The following is a 16,317-nucleotide window of genomic DNA, read 5'->3' on the forward strand; positions in this document are numbered from 1 at the left end:
TGAGGGTTGTAATCAAAGTTGGAAAATGATTATGCTGTTTTATTTTGCCGCAGTCGTGGTATAGTGGAATGAAAGGAGGACTGTGGGATGGAAGGCGTCATTTATGTTGCACTATTTTTAATTTCAATCGCATTTGCAATCGTAGTCGGGTACATATCGTTTGTGCTCTATCGGATCACGACGATGCTGAAAACAGTAGATAAATCGGTGGGGGAGCTGGAGCAGGAAGTTACAGGCCTCATACCGCCACTCAGGGAATCCATTCAGGAAACGGATAAGCTCGTTGATGATATCGATGTAAAAGCACAGTCCATGGATCACCTTGTTACGACCGCTGAAAATTTGGGCCAAAGTGTGAACGACCTCAATGCGACTCTTTCCAACACCACTGCAAAGCTTTCTGATGAAGAACTTCAAAAGAAAACCAAGGTGTTTACAGAGGGGCTGCAGTGGAGTGAGGTTGCCTTTAAGTTGTATTCCAGATGGAACAAGTCATCCAAAAATGAATTGATGAAACAAAAGCAACCGACAGACATTACACCAATCAAACAGACAGGGGAGGGGAATAAACATGTTATCAGGAATTGGTATTTTACTTATTGGATCAGCTTTTTTAATCTTGGCTGTTTTTCTGGCCCACGTATTGAACAACCTTGCGCACGTGCTGCGTGGTGTCGAAAAGACGGTCGAAAAATTGCCGACTCAGCTTGACAATGTATTCAGTGAGACCGGAAATCTTATACATGAAAGCAACCGCACACTCGGTGACATCAATGACAAACTGGAGCAGCTCAGCCCGTTGTTTTACATTGCCGGGGACATGAGCAATGTGACCCGCAAGTTCTCGTCGTCCCTTGTAGACGTGACCGAGTCCGTGAAGCAAAAGACAAGTGAGACAAGTGAAATCACGAAGAAAAACAATGCTGGCGGTCTATATGGCTCATTTGCTATGGGGTATTATTTGCTGCAAAAACGCAGACAAATGAAGAAGGATTCAGCTAAAGGGGCCACCCGAGATGAGTAAACCCAGTACAAGCAGCCTGGTGATCGGCGCACTTTCCGGAGCGGTGCTGGGTTTTGGAATCCGTACAGTTGTTTCCAAAAAAGATAAAATCAGCGCAAAAGTTAAGGAACTCGATCGCCGGTTGTATGAAGACGGCAAGGTGCAAGCGAATAAGATCAGTCGGATTAAGCAGGATGTGAATGAGCAGGTTAAGCAGTGATAAATCGTAATGATAAGGATGCGAATCGCCATTGATTTCGCATCCTTATTTTTTGTGGAAGCACGGAAACGTCTCTCGTGCTTCTTTTTATTGTGTTTATTTGGAGATTGGTAGCCGGAGCTGGCACCCATTTCCATTTCTAGAAAACCTGTAAGGATAGTGTTCTAGAAGTTGGAGATGACATTAAGATTCCGTTGAGTAAATAATTATTTACTCGTGAAATGAGTGCCAGTTTTCGGTGCTGCTGAAGTTTTAAAGTAGCAGGAGGCTGGCATTTATTAATCTTTTAACAGTTTTTAATAAATTTTTCGGAAGCAAACTAAATAAACTAAAAAGATCTGCTATAATAGAGTCGAGACCTATTCAGAATTATTAAAAATAAAACGGTGCATGTCTCGATGAGCGACCCTGACCAGTGGAGTGGAGAAGATGAGATGAAGATTATCCTCAAACATATTTTAAAAAATCTATACGAAAAAAAGCTGCGGACGTTTATTATTCTATTGACCGTTCTTTTGTCGACGATGGTTTTATTTATCGGCCTGAGTTTAAATGACATTCTCAATAACACATATGCAACGATGGTCAAGGGCGCATATGGTGATGCGAATGTCCTTGTTGAGAAGGCGACAAATGAGGAAAATCCGTTATATGAAGCGGATGCTATTGAAACTGGTCAGATTCATATCGATGAACGGGTTGACATGATACAAGCAGTCGGCAGAAGTCAACAGGGTGGGGACAATGTGAAGGTGTCTTTGACCGGCTTGGATTTGCAGGCGGCGTCAGAGATGAATATGGTCAAGGTGATGGATGAACCTGAGGACTTCGCATTCAATAAGAACGATGCCGTCATCAGTTCACGTGCTGCCTCCAATTACGATTTGGGTGTTGGTGAGCAAATAACGGTAGAAATAAACCAGGATACATATACCTATACGATCGGTGCGATCAGTGAGGCAAATGGTTTATTTTACTCGGAAATAGACGATATTCTGCTGGTTGTACCTATGAATCAGGTCAACGACATTTATGGCACGAACAACCTGGTCAATCGGACATTGATCAAAGTTAATGATGAGAAAGTTGATACGTTTACTGAAACATTGGCTGGTCTCAATACGCATTTTTCCGTGGAACCGACGCGTAAGCTTGATGCGGAAAGCCGTGATGACGAGGCATTCAAAACAACTATGATTTTATCGATCGTCATCATTGTGATGATCAGCGCATATGTTATTTTTTCATTGTCTAAAGTCATCGTTGCGGAACGCATGCCTGTTGCTGGAACATTTCGAAGTGTGGGTGCCAGTAAGCACATGATCAACCGTATGTTACTGATGGAGTTTTTATTTTATGGCATCATTGGTGCTGTAATGGGCATCATACTTGCCGTCATTTTGCTTCCTGTAGCTGCTGACAGTTTTAACGAATATAAAGCATTTGGTGCGAAAACGGTCGTCACCTATGATCCAGTCTATCTGGCAATTGCCTTTATATTCGGTGCCGTCTTCCCGGTGATGGCGGGGATGCTGCACATTTATCGTGCAGGCAAAAAGCCGCTTAAAGAGATCATTCTTAACACCACACATACTGTTAAGGAACAGTCAAAAGCAGGCGTATTTATCGGTGTGGTCCTGTTTGCCGGCTCACTGGGGTTACATGTTGTGAATAGAAAAGATGATCTCCTGTTAGCGGTTGGTGCGATCCTATTGCTGTTCATTGCGATCGTTTTGCTGATGCCGGTATTGTTAAGCGGTATTTCTAGGCTGACACAGATGTTGCTTGCCAAGGTGCCCATTGGTGAATTGAAGCTTGGCGTAAAAAATATCGCCCATAACAAAATGGTTTCCAATAACGCCAGCATGATTATCGTTGTTTTTCTGCTTTTGTTAATGATCGGGATAACGAGTGCCGGCATCGATCAATATATTAAAAACACGGTCGAACAGGACTTCGATGTCCTTGCTAATAGTACGGACATGGACTTTACAAAATATGAAGACATTGAAACGATTGATGGTGTTTCCGAAGCTTATTTTCAGCATATCAGTGCTGCTGGCTATGATGATGGCCGTGATACGTTTATTGTTTACGGGGTCCAGGATATCGAGAAGTTTGATCGGTTTTATTCGGGCGCGACTTTTTTGGATGAAGCGAAAGCAAACCTCAACACACTGGACAACGGGGTTGTGATCGACACGTATCAAGCCAAACGCTATGGTTTGAAAACAGGAGATACCATACGGCTGGTACCCCTAGATCAAGACCAGAAACCAATCGGTGAGGCGTATGGACCGGTAGAACTAGAAATTGCGGGAACAATGGATGCTGCTTCACTTTCAACGAACCGGAATATCGCCATTCTTTCATTGGCATATTATCAAGCTCATTTTGTCGATGCATTTAATCAAATCGAAATAAAGACAGATGCGTCTAGCCAGGCAGAAACGGTTAAAGAAAACATCGAAAATCACTACCCCAATTCTGGACTGACCATCCAAACATTTGAAGACATGATTGGCTCTCAAAAGGAGACAGTCGATACGTTGATCCAGGGTGTTCTCGTCATCATACTCCTGGGACTTGTTATTGGGCTCTTAGGGGTATCCAACAATTTACTCGTTTCCTTTATCGAGCGAAAGAAAGAGTATGCCGTATTGTATTCGGTATGTATGAGCAAGGGCCAGCTCGTTAAAATGCTTGTTTATGAGATGATCATGACGTTCGTCTCTGTGGTCGTCATTGGGCTGGGGCAGGGCTTCTTATGAATATCATATGGAGCCGTCTGCTCTCTGCAGCAGGACTGAGGATTGACTTTTACTTTAACTTTGAAATCTTTCTCATATTAAGTGGCGCGGTGCTCGTGTTGCTTGCCTTAGCAGCGCTAACGATCGTCCGGAAAATCTTGCGGTTAAACGTGCTGAATGAATTGCAGTACGAATAAGAGGTGTGAAGGGAGAAAACAATGCCTATTCTTAAAGCGGAGAAACTATGCAGGCACTATCAAATCGCCGGAAGAGAGGTCGCGATTTTAAGAGGTATTGACATGACGGTTGAAGCCGGAGAGTTTGTATCCATTATGGGCCCTTCAGGCTGCGGGAAAAGCACATTGCTTTATTTGCTCGGAGGGATTGATGCGCCAACCTCGGGGAACGTTTTGTTGAATCAGCAAGATATCAACAAAATGGATGATAAAAAGAAGAGTGTTATCAGGCGGCAATCGATCGGGTTTGTGTTTCAGTTTTACAACCTTGTCCAAAATTTGAGTGTTGAAGAAAACATTATGCTGCCGGTTACAATGGATGGGAAAAAGCCAAAAGATTATCAAGCCCAATTGGACGAATTGCTGGACATTGTCGGCTTGACAGAGCGGCGCACATTTACACCAAGAAGACTTTCTGGCGGCCAGCAACAGCGTGTTGCAATCGCAAGAGCGGTGATTCTCAATCCGTCGCTCATTCTGGCAGACGAACCGGTGGGTAACCTGGACAGCCAATCAGGCGCGGATGTTATGAACTTATTCCGCCGAATCAATGAAGAAAAAGGCATCACCATCGTCCAGGTCACCCACTCGGAAAAACACGCCAACATGGGAAACCGCATCATTCACATGAAGGACGGGGTCATTGAAGCCGATCATAAAGTGGTCTGTGGATAGCCTGATATCCAAATTAAAAAGCTCAGATCCATATCTGAGCTTTTTGTGTGCGTCGGTTTAACCTTTTCTTTTCTTAAAGATATAATACCCTAATGTCGCAATGCCATACCAGCCTTCCAGGTGATTGCGGCGGGTAAATTCGTGTCCTTCTGATGTATCCGTTTTGACCTTCATGACGGCGTCGGCCATGGAAGACGACACGTGCTGTGTGGCTCGTCCAGCGTCACCGACAATGTCAAAAAGCGGTGTGAGTTTTTCAACCTGATCATTGACCTGATTCAGTGTTTTATCACTGCTTTCCAATGTGCTTTTAGCCTGGGTCATGACACCATCGATTTGCTCCGGCAGTTTATCTGTCGTGTTTTGCAATCCATCGAACACGCCGGCGAGTTTGATGAGCGGTTTGATAAGCATGATGGCAATAATAAGTGCCGCTATTCCAAGAATCAGTAATCCAATACCTGACCAATCCATACTGACAGCTCCTTTTCTATGTGGTCTTCTTTTAATAATACCACAAACCGGTGAAATTAAACGATGGTTATGATTGTGAGGGTTGTGGTTTGAATGCAAAAAATATCAAACACACCTTTAAAATTGGTATAATGGATCAGACAGATTATCTATAAAGGAGTCACACACATATGAAAAAATTCATCAACGCGAATATATACGGACAGCCGGAAGCTCATGAAATTTTAGTGGAAAACGGTCATCTCAAGGCGATCGGTAATGGTTTAATCGCTGCAGATGATGTGATTGATTTAGAGGGCCGGCTGGTGCTGCCCCCTTATGTGGATCCGCATTTGCATTTGGATTATATTTTCTCGGGATTGGGTGAAGGCAATGCCAATGTCTCTGGTACGTTGTTCGAAGGCATCCAGCGCTGGAGTGATAATAAAAAGTCATTAACAGAAGACATGGTCCGCGAGCGTGCAATTAAAGGTATTCGAAAAGAAGTGAGCAAAGGGGTTCAATTCATCCGTACACATGTGGACATTACCGACCCCCATTTGACAGGAATGAAAGCTCTGGTGAAGCTGCGGGAGGAATTGAAAGATATCGTGACATTACAGCTTGTGGCCTTTCCGCAAGAAGGGTTCTTCCGATATGAGGGCGCTGAACAGTTGATGGAAAAAGCCCTTGAAATGGGAGCAGATGTCGCGGGCGGCATTCCACATTTCGAAATTTCATATGAACATGGTGTGGAATCGTTAAAGCGTATTGTCGACATGGCGATCAAACATAATGTAATGATTGATATCCACTGTGACGAAAACGATGACCCTAACAGCCGCTTTTTAGAAGTGTTAAATGCCCTCGTGATAGAGCGGAATTACGGTCCATACACAACGGCAAGCCACACGTGCAGCTTTGGCTCAGTGGAGAACAGTTATGCCAATAAGATGCTCGGGTTATTTAAGGCGTCCCAGATCAACTTCATTTCATGCCCAACAGAAAACGCGCACTTGCAAGGACGGGGTGACAGTTATCCGAAACGCCGCGGCTTAACACGGGTCAAAGAGCTGCTCGCCAACGGAAACAACGTCGCTTTTGCCCAAGATTCCATTGCCGATTACTGGTATCCACTAGGAAACGGCAACATGATGAACATCCTGGACAACGGCATCCACTTGGCCCATTACACACATATAGATGAAATTAACAAGGCGTTCGACCTCATCACTTTTTACGGCGCCAACATTATGAGGGTGACCGATGAATACGGCATTGAAGCAGACAAGCCAGCCAACTTCATCGTTCTGGAAGCACACGATCCTTATGAAGCCATTCGCGAGCGGGCGGAAGTTCTTGCGTCCGTCAGACAGGGCGAGTATCTGTTTAAGCGTGAACCGCGGAAGAATGAAGTGGAAGTGGATTTTTTGAAGGCGTAGAAAGAGGCTTCTCTGTTTGAGATGTTACCCTGAATGGGGATGAACGCTACACGATAGAATAAGATGATCTATATCCAGGTTTTTGAAGCGTATATCCAGATTTATTTGCGTATATCCAGGTTTTTCTAATGGATATCCGGAAAAAACGGCGGTTATCCAGGTTTTGATGGCAGATATCCAGATTTTGCATCCATTTATCCAGGTTTTTGAGTATGACTGCTGATTTACGGATCTTGAGGAGGAAGTGCTCGGTGACTATTGCAAAACGAACATGCAACGCGCATTACAAAGGCAGGCGATCTGATTGAAACCATTTACGGCAAATGTCATCACCGTGTTGAAGAAAGTACCAGCAGGAAAAGTCATGTCATATGGGCAGGTCGCCCGGGTGGCCGGCAGTCCAAAGGGGGCCAGGCAAGTCGTAAGGGTGCTGCACTCGATGAGCCAAAAATACGACTTGCCGTGGCACCGAATCGTAAACCGGGAAGGACAGATTGTGCTGCAAGATGAGGAAGCGGCACAGAAGCAAAGAGCGCTGCTGGAACAAGAAGACGTGAGTGTTAACAGTTTGGGACGCGTGAATATGTCAGAATACCAATACCAACCAGATTTCCATGTGCTGGATGATGATGCGTTTCTGTAAAAGGACCAAAGGATCTATTTCCCATGGTTCTTTTTTCATGAAACTTTTTAAATCATAAGGAATTTGAAGGTAAACTGAGTAAATAACAGTTATTCGTTCTTAATAACGAAAAAACGTGTGGATTTGGAGTTTTTCAACTTAGGAAAATTGAACTATAATCGGTTTAGGTTCTTTATAAAGAACAACTAAATAAAGCATTAGCACACTTCAAGGCTTTATTTATGAATTTGACAATATGGTTGTTCTTTATAAAGTATAAAACTTTACGAGGTGATGCGGTGTAAGAGACACGGGGAGTGAGTCTGTTTTTGGATATGTTTGCATCTTAAGAGTCTACATAAGAGGAAACCAAATGCCTAATATCAAGGCGAAATAAGGAGGAAACATTATGGACATTAAGAAAAAACTAGGGATTGGTGTGGTAACAGCAGCATTGGGCTTATCATTGGTTGGCGGAGGAACATTCGCCTATTTCAATGACACTGAAACAATGGATAATAAGTTTGCTTCGGGGACATTGGAGTTGGATGTCTTACAGGTTGGTAATAATCCATCCACGTTTGAGCTAACGAACCTCAAGCCTGGAGACCTGATGCGGCGGTCATTTACATTAGATAACAGCGGATCACTTGCAATTAAAAATGTATGGCTTGATTTAACTGCTGATGGGTATGACGGCCAAGAAGGCGTAAGTATGGATGATTATTTAGATCAATTTAAAGTCAAGTTCTATAGATCTAAAAAAGGCGAAGATGGGGAATTTGAACTGACATCGCACCAGATATTTAAAAATTTCAATGCCACATTAAAGGACTTGGTAAATGGTAAAGATCTCACAAATTTAGTTGCAGATACGAGTCTGCTTGATGAATCTGGGAAGAGAGTCGATATCGCACATGGAGGCCTTAACGCCGATCCAAAACAACAACAAAGAATTGAAATTGAAATAGAGTTTGTAGACAATGGGGATCAAAATAGATTTCAGAATACCACTGCAGATGTTCATTTCAACCTAGAAGCTACGCAAGACACAGGAACCCGTTTTGACTACAACAATCCTGACGCTAATAATGCCAATGGGAAAACAAAATAACTGATTGTGGGCCGAGAACTGGTTTCTCGGTCCATTTTTATATTTTTTATTTTACTTAACCTGGCATGTGCCACGTGATGATTCAATCATTTTTAGTTAGCCACATTGCTATGAACACTCCTCGATCACGATTTGTTTGACCTCGTATTTGGATCTTTTTGATCAGTCGATTGTACACTACATCCGGTTGAGGTGAGCCAAAACAGTGAGGACAATAGAACAATCGCTGTTTCCCATTTACAAATGTGCTGATTTGAATTTAGTCTGTGAAATGATAGTCTGTAAGAAAGGGAAAGGAGTTTGATTGATGATGACTACGCCGATTCCTGAAAAAGTCCTGAATGACGGGGTGCCGATCCCTGCGATAGGTTTCGGGACTTTTAGATTGCAAGGTAACAAGGGAGCGGATGCCGTTAAGACTGCGCTTGATAACGGCTACCGTCTAATCGACACGGCTTATAATTATGAAAATGAAGGCGCTGTGGGTGAGGGGATCAGCAGAAGCCTGGTTCCAAGATCCGACATGTTCATCACTTCGAAGCTGCCAGGACGTTATCAAACCTATAATGAGGCAGTTGCGGCCATACAAGAATCGCTGTATCGCACCCACCTGGACTATTATGATTTGTATCTCATCCATTGGCCGAATCCGCAGCAGGGCCATTATGTTGAGGCGTGGGAAGCGTTGATTGAAGCGCAAAAGTGGGGCCTGATTCGCTCGATTGGTGTCTGCAACTTCCTGCCTGAACATCTGGAGCGGCTCGAGACTGAAACAGGTGTGAAGCCGAGCATCAACCAAATTGAATTGCATCCGTTTTTCAATCAAGAAGCACAACGCGCCTATCATGCGGAACATAACATAACGACGCAGTCTTGGAGTCCACTGGCCAAAGCTGAGGAAATTTTGCAAAACGAAACGCTCAATGCAATTGCCAAGCGTCACGGGAAAACCGTGTCACAGATCATTCTGCGCTGGCAGTATGAGCTCGGCAATATTGCAATCCCTAAGTCCGCTTCGGTTCAGCGGCAGCGGGAAAACATCGCCATTTTTGACTTTGCACTGGGCGAAGCTGATATGAATGAAATCAATGCTCTAAGCCGGGCAGATGGCCGGTTGAATGATCAAGACCCAGCCACATATGAGGAGTTTTAACTGAATTGAAAAGGAGCGGCGTATGGGTAGTAAACGGCCGCTCTTTTTTGATGGGGATTGGGGATATTATCCGAGCTGTTAACACATTCGAACCTCCTAGAGGATAGCGGCCGTATTTATATTTTTCCGCTCAGTTTGTGATCTGGTAAATTCTCCCCATTAACCCAATCAGCAAAGTTGAAATCTAAGACTTGGTCACTTTGAGCAATGGTCGTCATGATTCTGGAATCTTCAAAGCCGTATGATAACGTATGGAGTGTTCCAAAAAAATCATCATAATCTGTGAAAAATAATGGTGAATGCCGGTCCTTGAAATGAGCAAACATTTCCTCATGGGTCAGATGTTTCTGGGTAAGAGCTTGCAGATGATCGTTGCGTTTGAGCGAACCATCGATTGACACTCTGTTTTGATTGGCCAAGGATTCGTTTTGAAAATGATTTACGCAAGACAGTGCAGCTTCTCCTGACCTCACCATCACTTTTTCAGGACCAGCCTCTACCACTGCAATATGGCCATTCCGATCGCCAAGTGAAAAATTATAACAAGCAGCATGCGGGATTTCTTTTAACAGTTGGATGGCCTGATCCACTGTCGAACACGTATCCAAAACCATTCGGATTGCCGTCCAGGGGGAGATGCCTTTTGAGTAGCCATGATTACTTACAAAGTGCAATCCTAACGCCAAGCCCGCTTGATTGATGCCATCATGACGGCCGAGAACCTGCAAATTGTAGCCTGCTGTGGCAAATGCCTCTTCCGGCTGAACCAAACTGAAAATCCCATCATACAGAACAGGAGAAAAGTCGTAATTCCTCACATAATAATCTTTGGTCACGATTGCCGAACAGCCCATCGCTTCGGTTTTTGGCAGGTCATAGCCGCTAAATAAGGCAGTAGCCTTCTCAGTGGGGACGTTCAGTCCATAAGCTAAACCTTCCAGCTCATCCAGCAAATGCGGGGCCAGGCCTGAAAAAATAGAGTGATAGCTTTTGTAATCGATCTCTGGTCGTGTTGCCGAATCCAACACTTTCAATAGCGGCTTATGATGTATGTACTGGCCAAACTTTAAGCCAATATTGAATGACGTATCTCGAACTTGAATGATGTCCACCGAAAATCCTGCCATTAAAGTCCCTCCTTTAAATTCTTGATTCTGACGAACGCGCCGATGTTTTAACCCAGCCGAGGTCCATGTTATGAATACCAAACCTCATAGAGTTCGTCCCAAATGCCGAACATCTACATTTCCGCCTGATAGCACACAAACGATCTTTTTCCCGTTAACATTCAATTTCCCCGTCATGGCAGCGGCTACGGTGACAGCGCTTGAAGGTTCGATCAGCTGTTTCATGCGCTCAAGAACGAGGGACTGAGCTGTACGGATCTCTTCTTCTGAAACGAGCACAAGATCATCCAAGTACCTTTGAACAATGGGAAAAGTCATGCTTCCGGGCTGTGTCGTTCTGAGCCCATCGGCAATTGTTTCTGTTGCCGGTATCGGAGTGATCTGTTTGTTTTGCAAGGAAAGCAGGGTATCGTTGGCTGTTTCCGGCTCTACTCCGATCACTTTGACTCTCGGTTTGGTTTGCTTGATGGCGGTCAGGATGCCTGAGACAAGACCACCACCGCCAATTGGTACAACCACCACATCGACGCCCTGCAGCTGATCGAGAATTTCCAGACCAACCGTGCCCTGGCCCGCCATAATTAACAAGTCATCATAAGGCGGGATGAAAACACCGTGGTGAGCTTTCGCCAATTCTTTCGCGCGCGGCAGCCGCTCTGCTGATGTGGTGCCACACGCCTCAATTTGGCCGCCATATGCTTTGATGGCATTGAGCTTGCTTTCATTCGCATCCTCAGGGACGACAATCGTGGCTTGAATGCCTAATTGGTTGGCGATATAGGCGACAGCCTGGCCGTGGTTACCGCTTGAAGCCGCGGTCACGAAAGTCGCCCCTTCTCGTGCAGCCTGCTTCACTTTGTTGGTGGCACCGCGGATTTTAAACGATCCCGTTTTCTGCAGATGCTCTGCCTTGAAATACATCTCATTTCCACAAATGGCGCTGAGTTGTGCGGAATGCAGCATCGGAGTTGTGTGAATGGTGTCAGCAATATTTTCTTGAGCTTGTAAGATATCTTGAACAATGATCATATCGGCATTTTCCTTTTTGAAGTGTTTTTTTGTAGATTGTTGCTATTTAGTATGGGAAGTTTTGAAAACAAGTAACGACAGATTCACATGAACTGAATGTGCATATCCGCGTCTGAATGCGCATATTTGAGATTGAATGTGCAAATCCCCGGATGAATGTGCAAATCTGAGACTGAATGTGCAAATCCCCGGATGAATGTGCATATCTGGGATTGAATGTGCAAATCCGCGGATGAATGTGCATATCTGAGATTAAATGTGCAAATCCCCGGATGAATGTGCAAATCTGAGAATGAATGTGCAAATCCCGTACGAAGGTGCATATCCAAAATCCAATGTGCGAATCCGCATTCGAACGTGCACAATCTTGCTGAAGTACAAAACATGGCGTGTTTTCCTAAAGCTGTTGCTAGAAGCAGTCACACGAATACTCACTATGTCGCCCTTTGTGTCTACTATTCGTTGAGGATTTTAACAGTAAAGCGGAAAAGGACCTTTTTGAATGATTAGAATGTTGTTAAGGCTAACATATCACTTTTAACTGTTTTTTTAAAGATAATAAAACAGAAACCTCCGTACTGTTGCTGTTCTGCTTTGTGAGCGTGTTGTTGATTTAATCAATATATTATCCATCGTATTTCAAAGGGGTGGTTTTGAAAATTTGGTAAAGAAGACATAGAATAGAAGTAAGTAAAAGTAAGGAAGAGAAGGGGGTTTTTTTATGGAAGCGAAATTAACCAGTAAAGGGCAAATTACAATTCCTAAAGAAATACGGCATTTATTGAATCTTAAATCCGGGGATGTACTGTCTTTTGATATTCGGGAAGATGGTGTCATGATGAATAAATCCAGTCGTCCCTTAACCATTCAGGAGCGCTTCGCAAATTACACTTTCAATAAATCTAATGGTGTAGATGAATTCATGCAAGAGGTCGAGACTGGGGATGATGTAGGGGAGGAACGGTGATGACCTATAAAGCCAAACAAGGGGATATTATCTATCTTGACTTTAACCCTCAAAAAGGCCGTGAACAGCGAGAAAGAAGGCCTGCAATAATTGTAAGCAATAACTTTTTCAATCAGTTAAGCAATTTGGCGCTGGTTTGTCCGATTTCCAATGTTAATTCTGATTTCCCCCTTAATGTCATTTTAGATAAACATACAAAAACAAAGGGTTCAGTGTTATGTCAGCATTTGAAATCCCTTGATTTATTCGAACGTAATGCTTCATTTATTGAAAGGATTCCTGATCACTTAATGCAGGAGGTACTGAATATTATTCATAGCGAATTTTAGTATGTTTCTTAAAAAAATCAGCCCCTGCTTTTTCAACAGGGGCTGATTTTGGTATGTAAGATCATGTGAGTTTTTTATATTCTACAACGGCATTCATCGCACGCTCCAAATCGTATTTCTCAATAATGCCTTCCATGAGAAAATAGACAATGACCAAGCCGATGATGGTAATGAGCAGAACGATGAGTATGATGTGTTTTCCTTTCACGGGTATTCCCCTCGTTGATGATACTTTAAACATAGCAAAAAGGCCTGGCGCTGTAAATGATTTTAAGCCAGGCGAATTCACTATCTGAGAACGGTGCTGACGACGTATCTGTCGGGATCAATATCGAGTTGCTGATCGAGTGCCCATCTGGCTAGTTGTTGACCGACAAATGGACCGATGGTGATGCCTGATGAGCCGAGACCATTGGCGAGGAGCAGTCCTTCATAGCCTGGAAGAGTGCCGATTACAGGCATGGCGTCAACGGTGACCGGACGAAAGCCAACGCGTGTTTCCAGAATGCGTGCATCTTTGAGTGCTGGGATGACGTTAAGGGCCTGGCTCAAGATTTCATGAGCGCCGTCAACGGTCACATCTGTGTTGAAGCCTTTCCAGTCGTCACGCGTGGCGCCGATGACGAGACGATCACGGAATCCGAGCACATAATGCCGGCCGGGCGGGTTGATGACAGGCCAGTCACTGGGCTCAGTGTCATCCAGCTGGACATGCATGATTTGTCCTTTTTGCGGCCAGCCTCTAAATGTTACACCAAGCGGGACGAGCGTGTCGCGCATCCAAGCGCCATTCGCAGCGATGACTTGGTCAGCAGCCATATAGTCTGAGCCGAGTTTAACGCCTTTTACTTGGCCGGCTTCGACATCGAGGTCTGCGTGGGCCTGAACGAACTTGGCACCGTGCGCTTGGGCCGCGTTAAGCAGCGCTGTCTTGAGCGCACGACCGTCGACACGGGCAGCGCCACTTAAGTACACAGCTTCATATCCATCAGCAAGCATAGGAAAGAAGGCTTTTGTTTGTTCAGCGTCCAGGCGCTTAACCTCGCCGATTTCCGGTGCTTCTTTTTGTTTGAGCCGGGCGCGCTCGGCCATGTCGTCGAGGACATCCGGATCGGTATGAATGTTCAAGCCGCCAACTTTTTTATAGCCTGTATCGGCTTGGCCCATTGCTTGGAGTTCGTCCACAAGCTCAGGATACAGCCGAGCTCCGTTCACAGCCAGGTGGTACCAGGCCTTATTGCGCCGTTTCGATAACCACGGGGAGACGATCCCTGCAGCGGCATCTGTCGCAGCACCGGGCTCATTGCGGTCAATAATTGTCACGTCAGCCCCACTTCTGGCAAGGTAATACGCACAGGAAGCGCCGAGAATTCCGGCCCCGATTACAATATATTTCTTCATAAAACATGTCCTTTCAGTAAGTGCAGTGAGTTGAACTATCTTTACTATAGAAACAAAATGGTGGGTTGTAAAATAATAGCCGTTGGGGTGGGTTAATCCGTTATATCGGAAATTTTGCATCGGATATCGGAAATTCTTGTGCGTATATCGGAATTTTTGAGGCATATATCGGCGAATTCGACTCATATATCGGAAAAAGCATGAAATCAAGTCGTAAAGTGAAATTCAAAAACCTCCCAGACAGGAGGTTTTTTCTAGCATTGTTTATGTAAATGTGCGCTAAGACTTTTAGCAGTAAAAAAAGTTAGTCAAAAATACAAACGTTTGTTTCTGTGTGATATAATGACGATAGTGCAATAGGGCTTTCATAGGTGGTGGCTCACCCCTTTTAATAGAAAGGGGGTGACTGTGATGACAGTTTTCGAGACGTTGTTTCTTATGATCTCGTTTGCAACATTGATTGTTGTAGCACTGTCGGAACAGAAAAAATAACCACCCCATGAGCTTGATGAACAATGAGGGTGGTTATGCTTCCCGAATTGTGAGTCACCCCTTTAAAGGGGTGTTGCACACGACCGGATGGTGTTCACGCACCATTCGGTCTGTTTATTATATGGTGCTTCTATATTTAGTATACCTTATTTTAGAAAAATGTAAACACACCTGAGCACCTGTGATGACAGGGTGTCTCTTTTGCCACAGCAACGCTTTTTGTGATAATCTAATGAGAGAATAAAGATGGTATTTAGCATGAGACAAGGAGAATGACGATGGAAAAGACATTGATTTTTGGACACAAGAACCCTGATACAGATACGATTTGCTCGGCCCTTGCTTACGCGCATTTGAAAAACGCGATTGGCACGGTTGCAGAACCTGCACGTTTGGGAGAGCCGAATAAAGAAACAGAATATGCACTGAATCATTTTGGTGTAAAAGCGCCGAAGCTGATTGAGAAAGTTGACGAAGACGTGACAGATGTGATTCTTGTGGATCATAACGAATTTCGGCAAAGTGTTGATAATATCCAGGACGTTCGGATTGCAGAAGTTATTGACCATCACAGGGTCGCGAATTTTGAAACTAAGGAGCCTCTGTACTTCCGGATCGAACCGGTCGGCTGCACGGCAACGATTTTGAAAAAGATGTACGAGGAAAAGGGCGTTGAAATCGATCAACAAATCGCCGGCCTCTTGCTGTCAGCGATCATTTCTGACTCATTGCTGTTCAAATCACCGACATGCACCCAGGAAGATATTGACGCGGCACATGCTCTTGCTGAAATTGCCGATGTGGATCTTGACACGTACGGTCTTGAGATGCTCAAAGCCGGGACCGACCTCGCTGACAAATCAGTCCGAGACCTCCTGACCATGGATGCCAAGCCGTTTAACATGGACGGGCAAAATGTTGAAATCGCCCAGGTTAATACGATTGATCTGGCCCAGGTTTATGAGCGCCAGGCCGAACTGGAAAAAGAGATGGACATGATGATCGCGGAAAAAAATCTCGGTTTATTCTTGTTCGTCGCCACCGACATCTTGAACAGCAACTCCGAAGTCCTTGCCCGCGGGACCGCGAAGGACAATGTCGAAAAGGCCTTCAACGTCACGCTCGGCAATGACCGCGCCTTGCTTGAAGGTGTCGTCTCACGGAAGAAGCAGATTGTAACAAATTTAACGGATGCTTTTAAAGCGTAAATGAATATGAGAAATAGCATGGCAGATCCATTAGGGATTTGCCATGCTATTTTTAATTTAGCTAGCTTTTGGTTCAGGGACACATGAGTTTGATCG

General features: G+C 44.5%; 19 protein-coding genes. 14 read left to right on the top strand and 5 right to left on the bottom strand.

Features of this window, described 5'->3' with window-relative positions:
* Window positions 1-87: 87 nt before the first annotated feature.
* The 6 genes from JNUCC1_RS18760 to JNUCC1_RS12630 all read left to right on the top strand — a co-directional run bounded on the left by JNUCC1_RS18760 (window position 88) and on the right by JNUCC1_RS12630 (window position 4,884).
* Window positions 88-711, top strand: coding sequence for a DUF948 domain-containing protein (locus JNUCC1_RS18760; RefSeq protein WP_156645810.1), 624 nt, complete (start codon window positions 88-90; stop codon window positions 709-711).
* Window positions 620-1,024, top strand: a complete 405-nt coding sequence (locus tag JNUCC1_RS12610) for a DUF948 domain-containing protein (protein WP_231784212.1) — start codon at window positions 620-622, stop codon at window positions 1,022-1,024. The genes JNUCC1_RS18760 and JNUCC1_RS12610 overlap by 92 nt, the downstream gene beginning before the upstream one ends.
* Window positions 1,017-1,223: a hypothetical protein gene (locus JNUCC1_RS12615; protein WP_156645812.1), complete on the top strand. Its 207-nt coding sequence runs from the start codon at window positions 1,017-1,019 to the stop codon at window positions 1,221-1,223. Before JNUCC1_RS12610 ends, JNUCC1_RS12615 begins: the two co-directional genes overlap by 8 nt.
* Before the next feature lie 434 nt (window positions 1,224-1,657).
* Entirely contained in the window at window positions 1,658-3,994 is a 2,337-nt protein-coding gene (locus tag JNUCC1_RS12620) for an ABC transporter permease (RefSeq protein WP_197431737.1), read from the top strand.
* Window positions 3,991-4,170: a hypothetical protein gene (locus JNUCC1_RS12625; RefSeq protein ID WP_156645814.1), complete on the top strand. Its 180-nt coding sequence runs from the start codon at window positions 3,991-3,993 to the stop codon at window positions 4,168-4,170. Before JNUCC1_RS12620 ends, JNUCC1_RS12625 begins: the two co-directional genes overlap by 4 nt.
* 21 nt (window positions 4,171-4,191) lie before the next feature.
* Entirely contained in the window at window positions 4,192-4,884 is a 693-nt protein-coding gene (locus JNUCC1_RS12630; RefSeq protein WP_156645815.1) for an ABC transporter ATP-binding protein, read from the top strand.
* 57 nt (window positions 4,885-4,941) lie between these two features.
* On the opposite strand, the gene JNUCC1_RS12635 is transcribed toward JNUCC1_RS12630, so the two are convergent.
* Window positions 4,942-5,358, bottom strand: a complete 417-nt coding sequence (locus tag JNUCC1_RS12635) for a DUF948 domain-containing protein (protein ID WP_156645816.1) — start codon at window positions 5,356-5,358, stop codon at window positions 4,942-4,944.
* A gap of 170 nt (window positions 5,359-5,528) precedes the next feature.
* Between JNUCC1_RS12635 and JNUCC1_RS12640 the strand changes: the two genes are divergently transcribed.
* From JNUCC1_RS12640 to JNUCC1_RS12655, 4 genes are all read left to right on the top strand, one after another.
* Window positions 5,529-6,779 carry an amidohydrolase family protein gene (locus JNUCC1_RS12640; RefSeq protein ID WP_156645817.1) on the top strand — a complete coding sequence of 417 codons (1,251 nt, stop codon included), beginning with the start codon at window positions 5,529-5,531 and terminating at the stop codon, window positions 6,777-6,779.
* Window positions 6,780-7,083: 304 nt separating this feature from the next.
* The gene (locus JNUCC1_RS12645; RefSeq protein WP_156645818.1) at window positions 7,084-7,422 is read left to right on the top strand and encodes an MGMT family protein; all 339 of its coding nucleotides are present in this window, start codon (window positions 7,084-7,086) and stop codon (window positions 7,420-7,422) included.
* 388 nt (window positions 7,423-7,810) lie between these two features.
* The gene (locus tag JNUCC1_RS12650) at window positions 7,811-8,515 is read left to right on the top strand and encodes a TasA family protein (protein WP_156645819.1); all 705 of its coding nucleotides are present in this window, start codon (window positions 7,811-7,813) and stop codon (window positions 8,513-8,515) included.
* A 310-nt stretch (window positions 8,516-8,825) separates the two neighbouring features.
* Window positions 8,826-9,668: an aldo/keto reductase gene (locus tag JNUCC1_RS12655; RefSeq protein ID WP_156647114.1), complete on the top strand. Its 843-nt coding sequence runs from the start codon at window positions 8,826-8,828 to the stop codon at window positions 9,666-9,668.
* A gap of 116 nt (window positions 9,669-9,784) precedes the next feature.
* Here the strand turns inward: JNUCC1_RS12655 and JNUCC1_RS12660 are convergent, their stop codons facing one another.
* Both JNUCC1_RS12660 and JNUCC1_RS12665 read right to left on the bottom strand, forming a co-directional pair.
* Window positions 9,785-10,795: a C45 family autoproteolytic acyltransferase/hydolase gene (locus tag JNUCC1_RS12660; RefSeq protein ID WP_156645820.1), complete on the bottom strand. Its 1,011-nt coding sequence runs from the start codon at window positions 10,793-10,795 to the stop codon at window positions 9,785-9,787.
* Between the two features lie 84 nt (window positions 10,796-10,879).
* Window positions 10,880-11,824: a threonine ammonia-lyase gene (locus JNUCC1_RS12665; RefSeq protein WP_156645821.1), complete on the bottom strand. Its 945-nt coding sequence runs from the start codon at window positions 11,822-11,824 to the stop codon at window positions 10,880-10,882.
* 721 nt (window positions 11,825-12,545) lie between these two features.
* Here JNUCC1_RS12665 and JNUCC1_RS12670 point away from each other — a divergent pair.
* Both JNUCC1_RS12670 and JNUCC1_RS12675 read left to right on the top strand, forming a co-directional pair.
* Complete coding sequence (locus tag JNUCC1_RS12670) at window positions 12,546-12,791, top strand: AbrB/MazE/SpoVT family DNA-binding domain-containing protein (protein WP_156645822.1); 246 nt, start codon at window positions 12,546-12,548, stop codon at window positions 12,789-12,791.
* On the top strand, window positions 12,791-13,120 hold the full coding sequence (locus tag JNUCC1_RS12675; protein ID WP_156645823.1) for a type II toxin-antitoxin system PemK/MazF family toxin: 330 nt from the start codon (window positions 12,791-12,793) through the stop codon (window positions 13,118-13,120). The genes JNUCC1_RS12670 and JNUCC1_RS12675 overlap by 1 nt, the downstream gene beginning before the upstream one ends.
* Window positions 13,121-13,181: 61 nt before the next feature.
* On the opposite strand, the gene JNUCC1_RS12680 is transcribed toward JNUCC1_RS12675, so the two are convergent.
* Together JNUCC1_RS12680 and JNUCC1_RS12685 are read right to left on the bottom strand one after the other, a co-directional pair.
* The gene (locus tag JNUCC1_RS12680; RefSeq protein WP_156645824.1) at window positions 13,182-13,328 is read right to left on the bottom strand and encodes a hypothetical protein; all 147 of its coding nucleotides are present in this window, start codon (window positions 13,326-13,328) and stop codon (window positions 13,182-13,184) included.
* Window positions 13,329-13,408: 80 nt separating this feature from the next.
* On the bottom strand, window positions 13,409-14,521 hold the full coding sequence (locus JNUCC1_RS12685) for an NAD(P)/FAD-dependent oxidoreductase (RefSeq protein ID WP_156645825.1): 1,113 nt from the start codon (window positions 14,519-14,521) through the stop codon (window positions 13,409-13,411).
* Between the two features lie 411 nt (window positions 14,522-14,932).
* Here JNUCC1_RS12685 and JNUCC1_RS19525 point away from each other — a divergent pair, with 411 nt between their 5' ends.
* Together JNUCC1_RS19525 and JNUCC1_RS12690 are read left to right on the top strand one after the other, a co-directional pair.
* Window positions 14,933-15,013 (top strand): putative holin-like toxin, encoded by an 81-nt coding sequence (locus JNUCC1_RS19525; RefSeq protein WP_442915500.1) that lies wholly within the window; start codon window positions 14,933-14,935, stop codon window positions 15,011-15,013.
* A 278-nt stretch (window positions 15,014-15,291) separates the two neighbouring features.
* Window positions 15,292-16,221: a manganese-dependent inorganic pyrophosphatase gene (locus tag JNUCC1_RS12690; RefSeq protein WP_156645826.1), complete on the top strand. Its 930-nt coding sequence runs from the start codon at window positions 15,292-15,294 to the stop codon at window positions 16,219-16,221.
* The last annotated feature ends 96 nt before the right edge of the window (window positions 16,222-16,317 follow it).

The organism is Lentibacillus sp. JNUCC-1, assembly GCF_009741735.1.
Lineage (GTDB): Bacteria > Bacillota > Bacilli > Bacillales > Amphibacillaceae > Lentibacillus_B.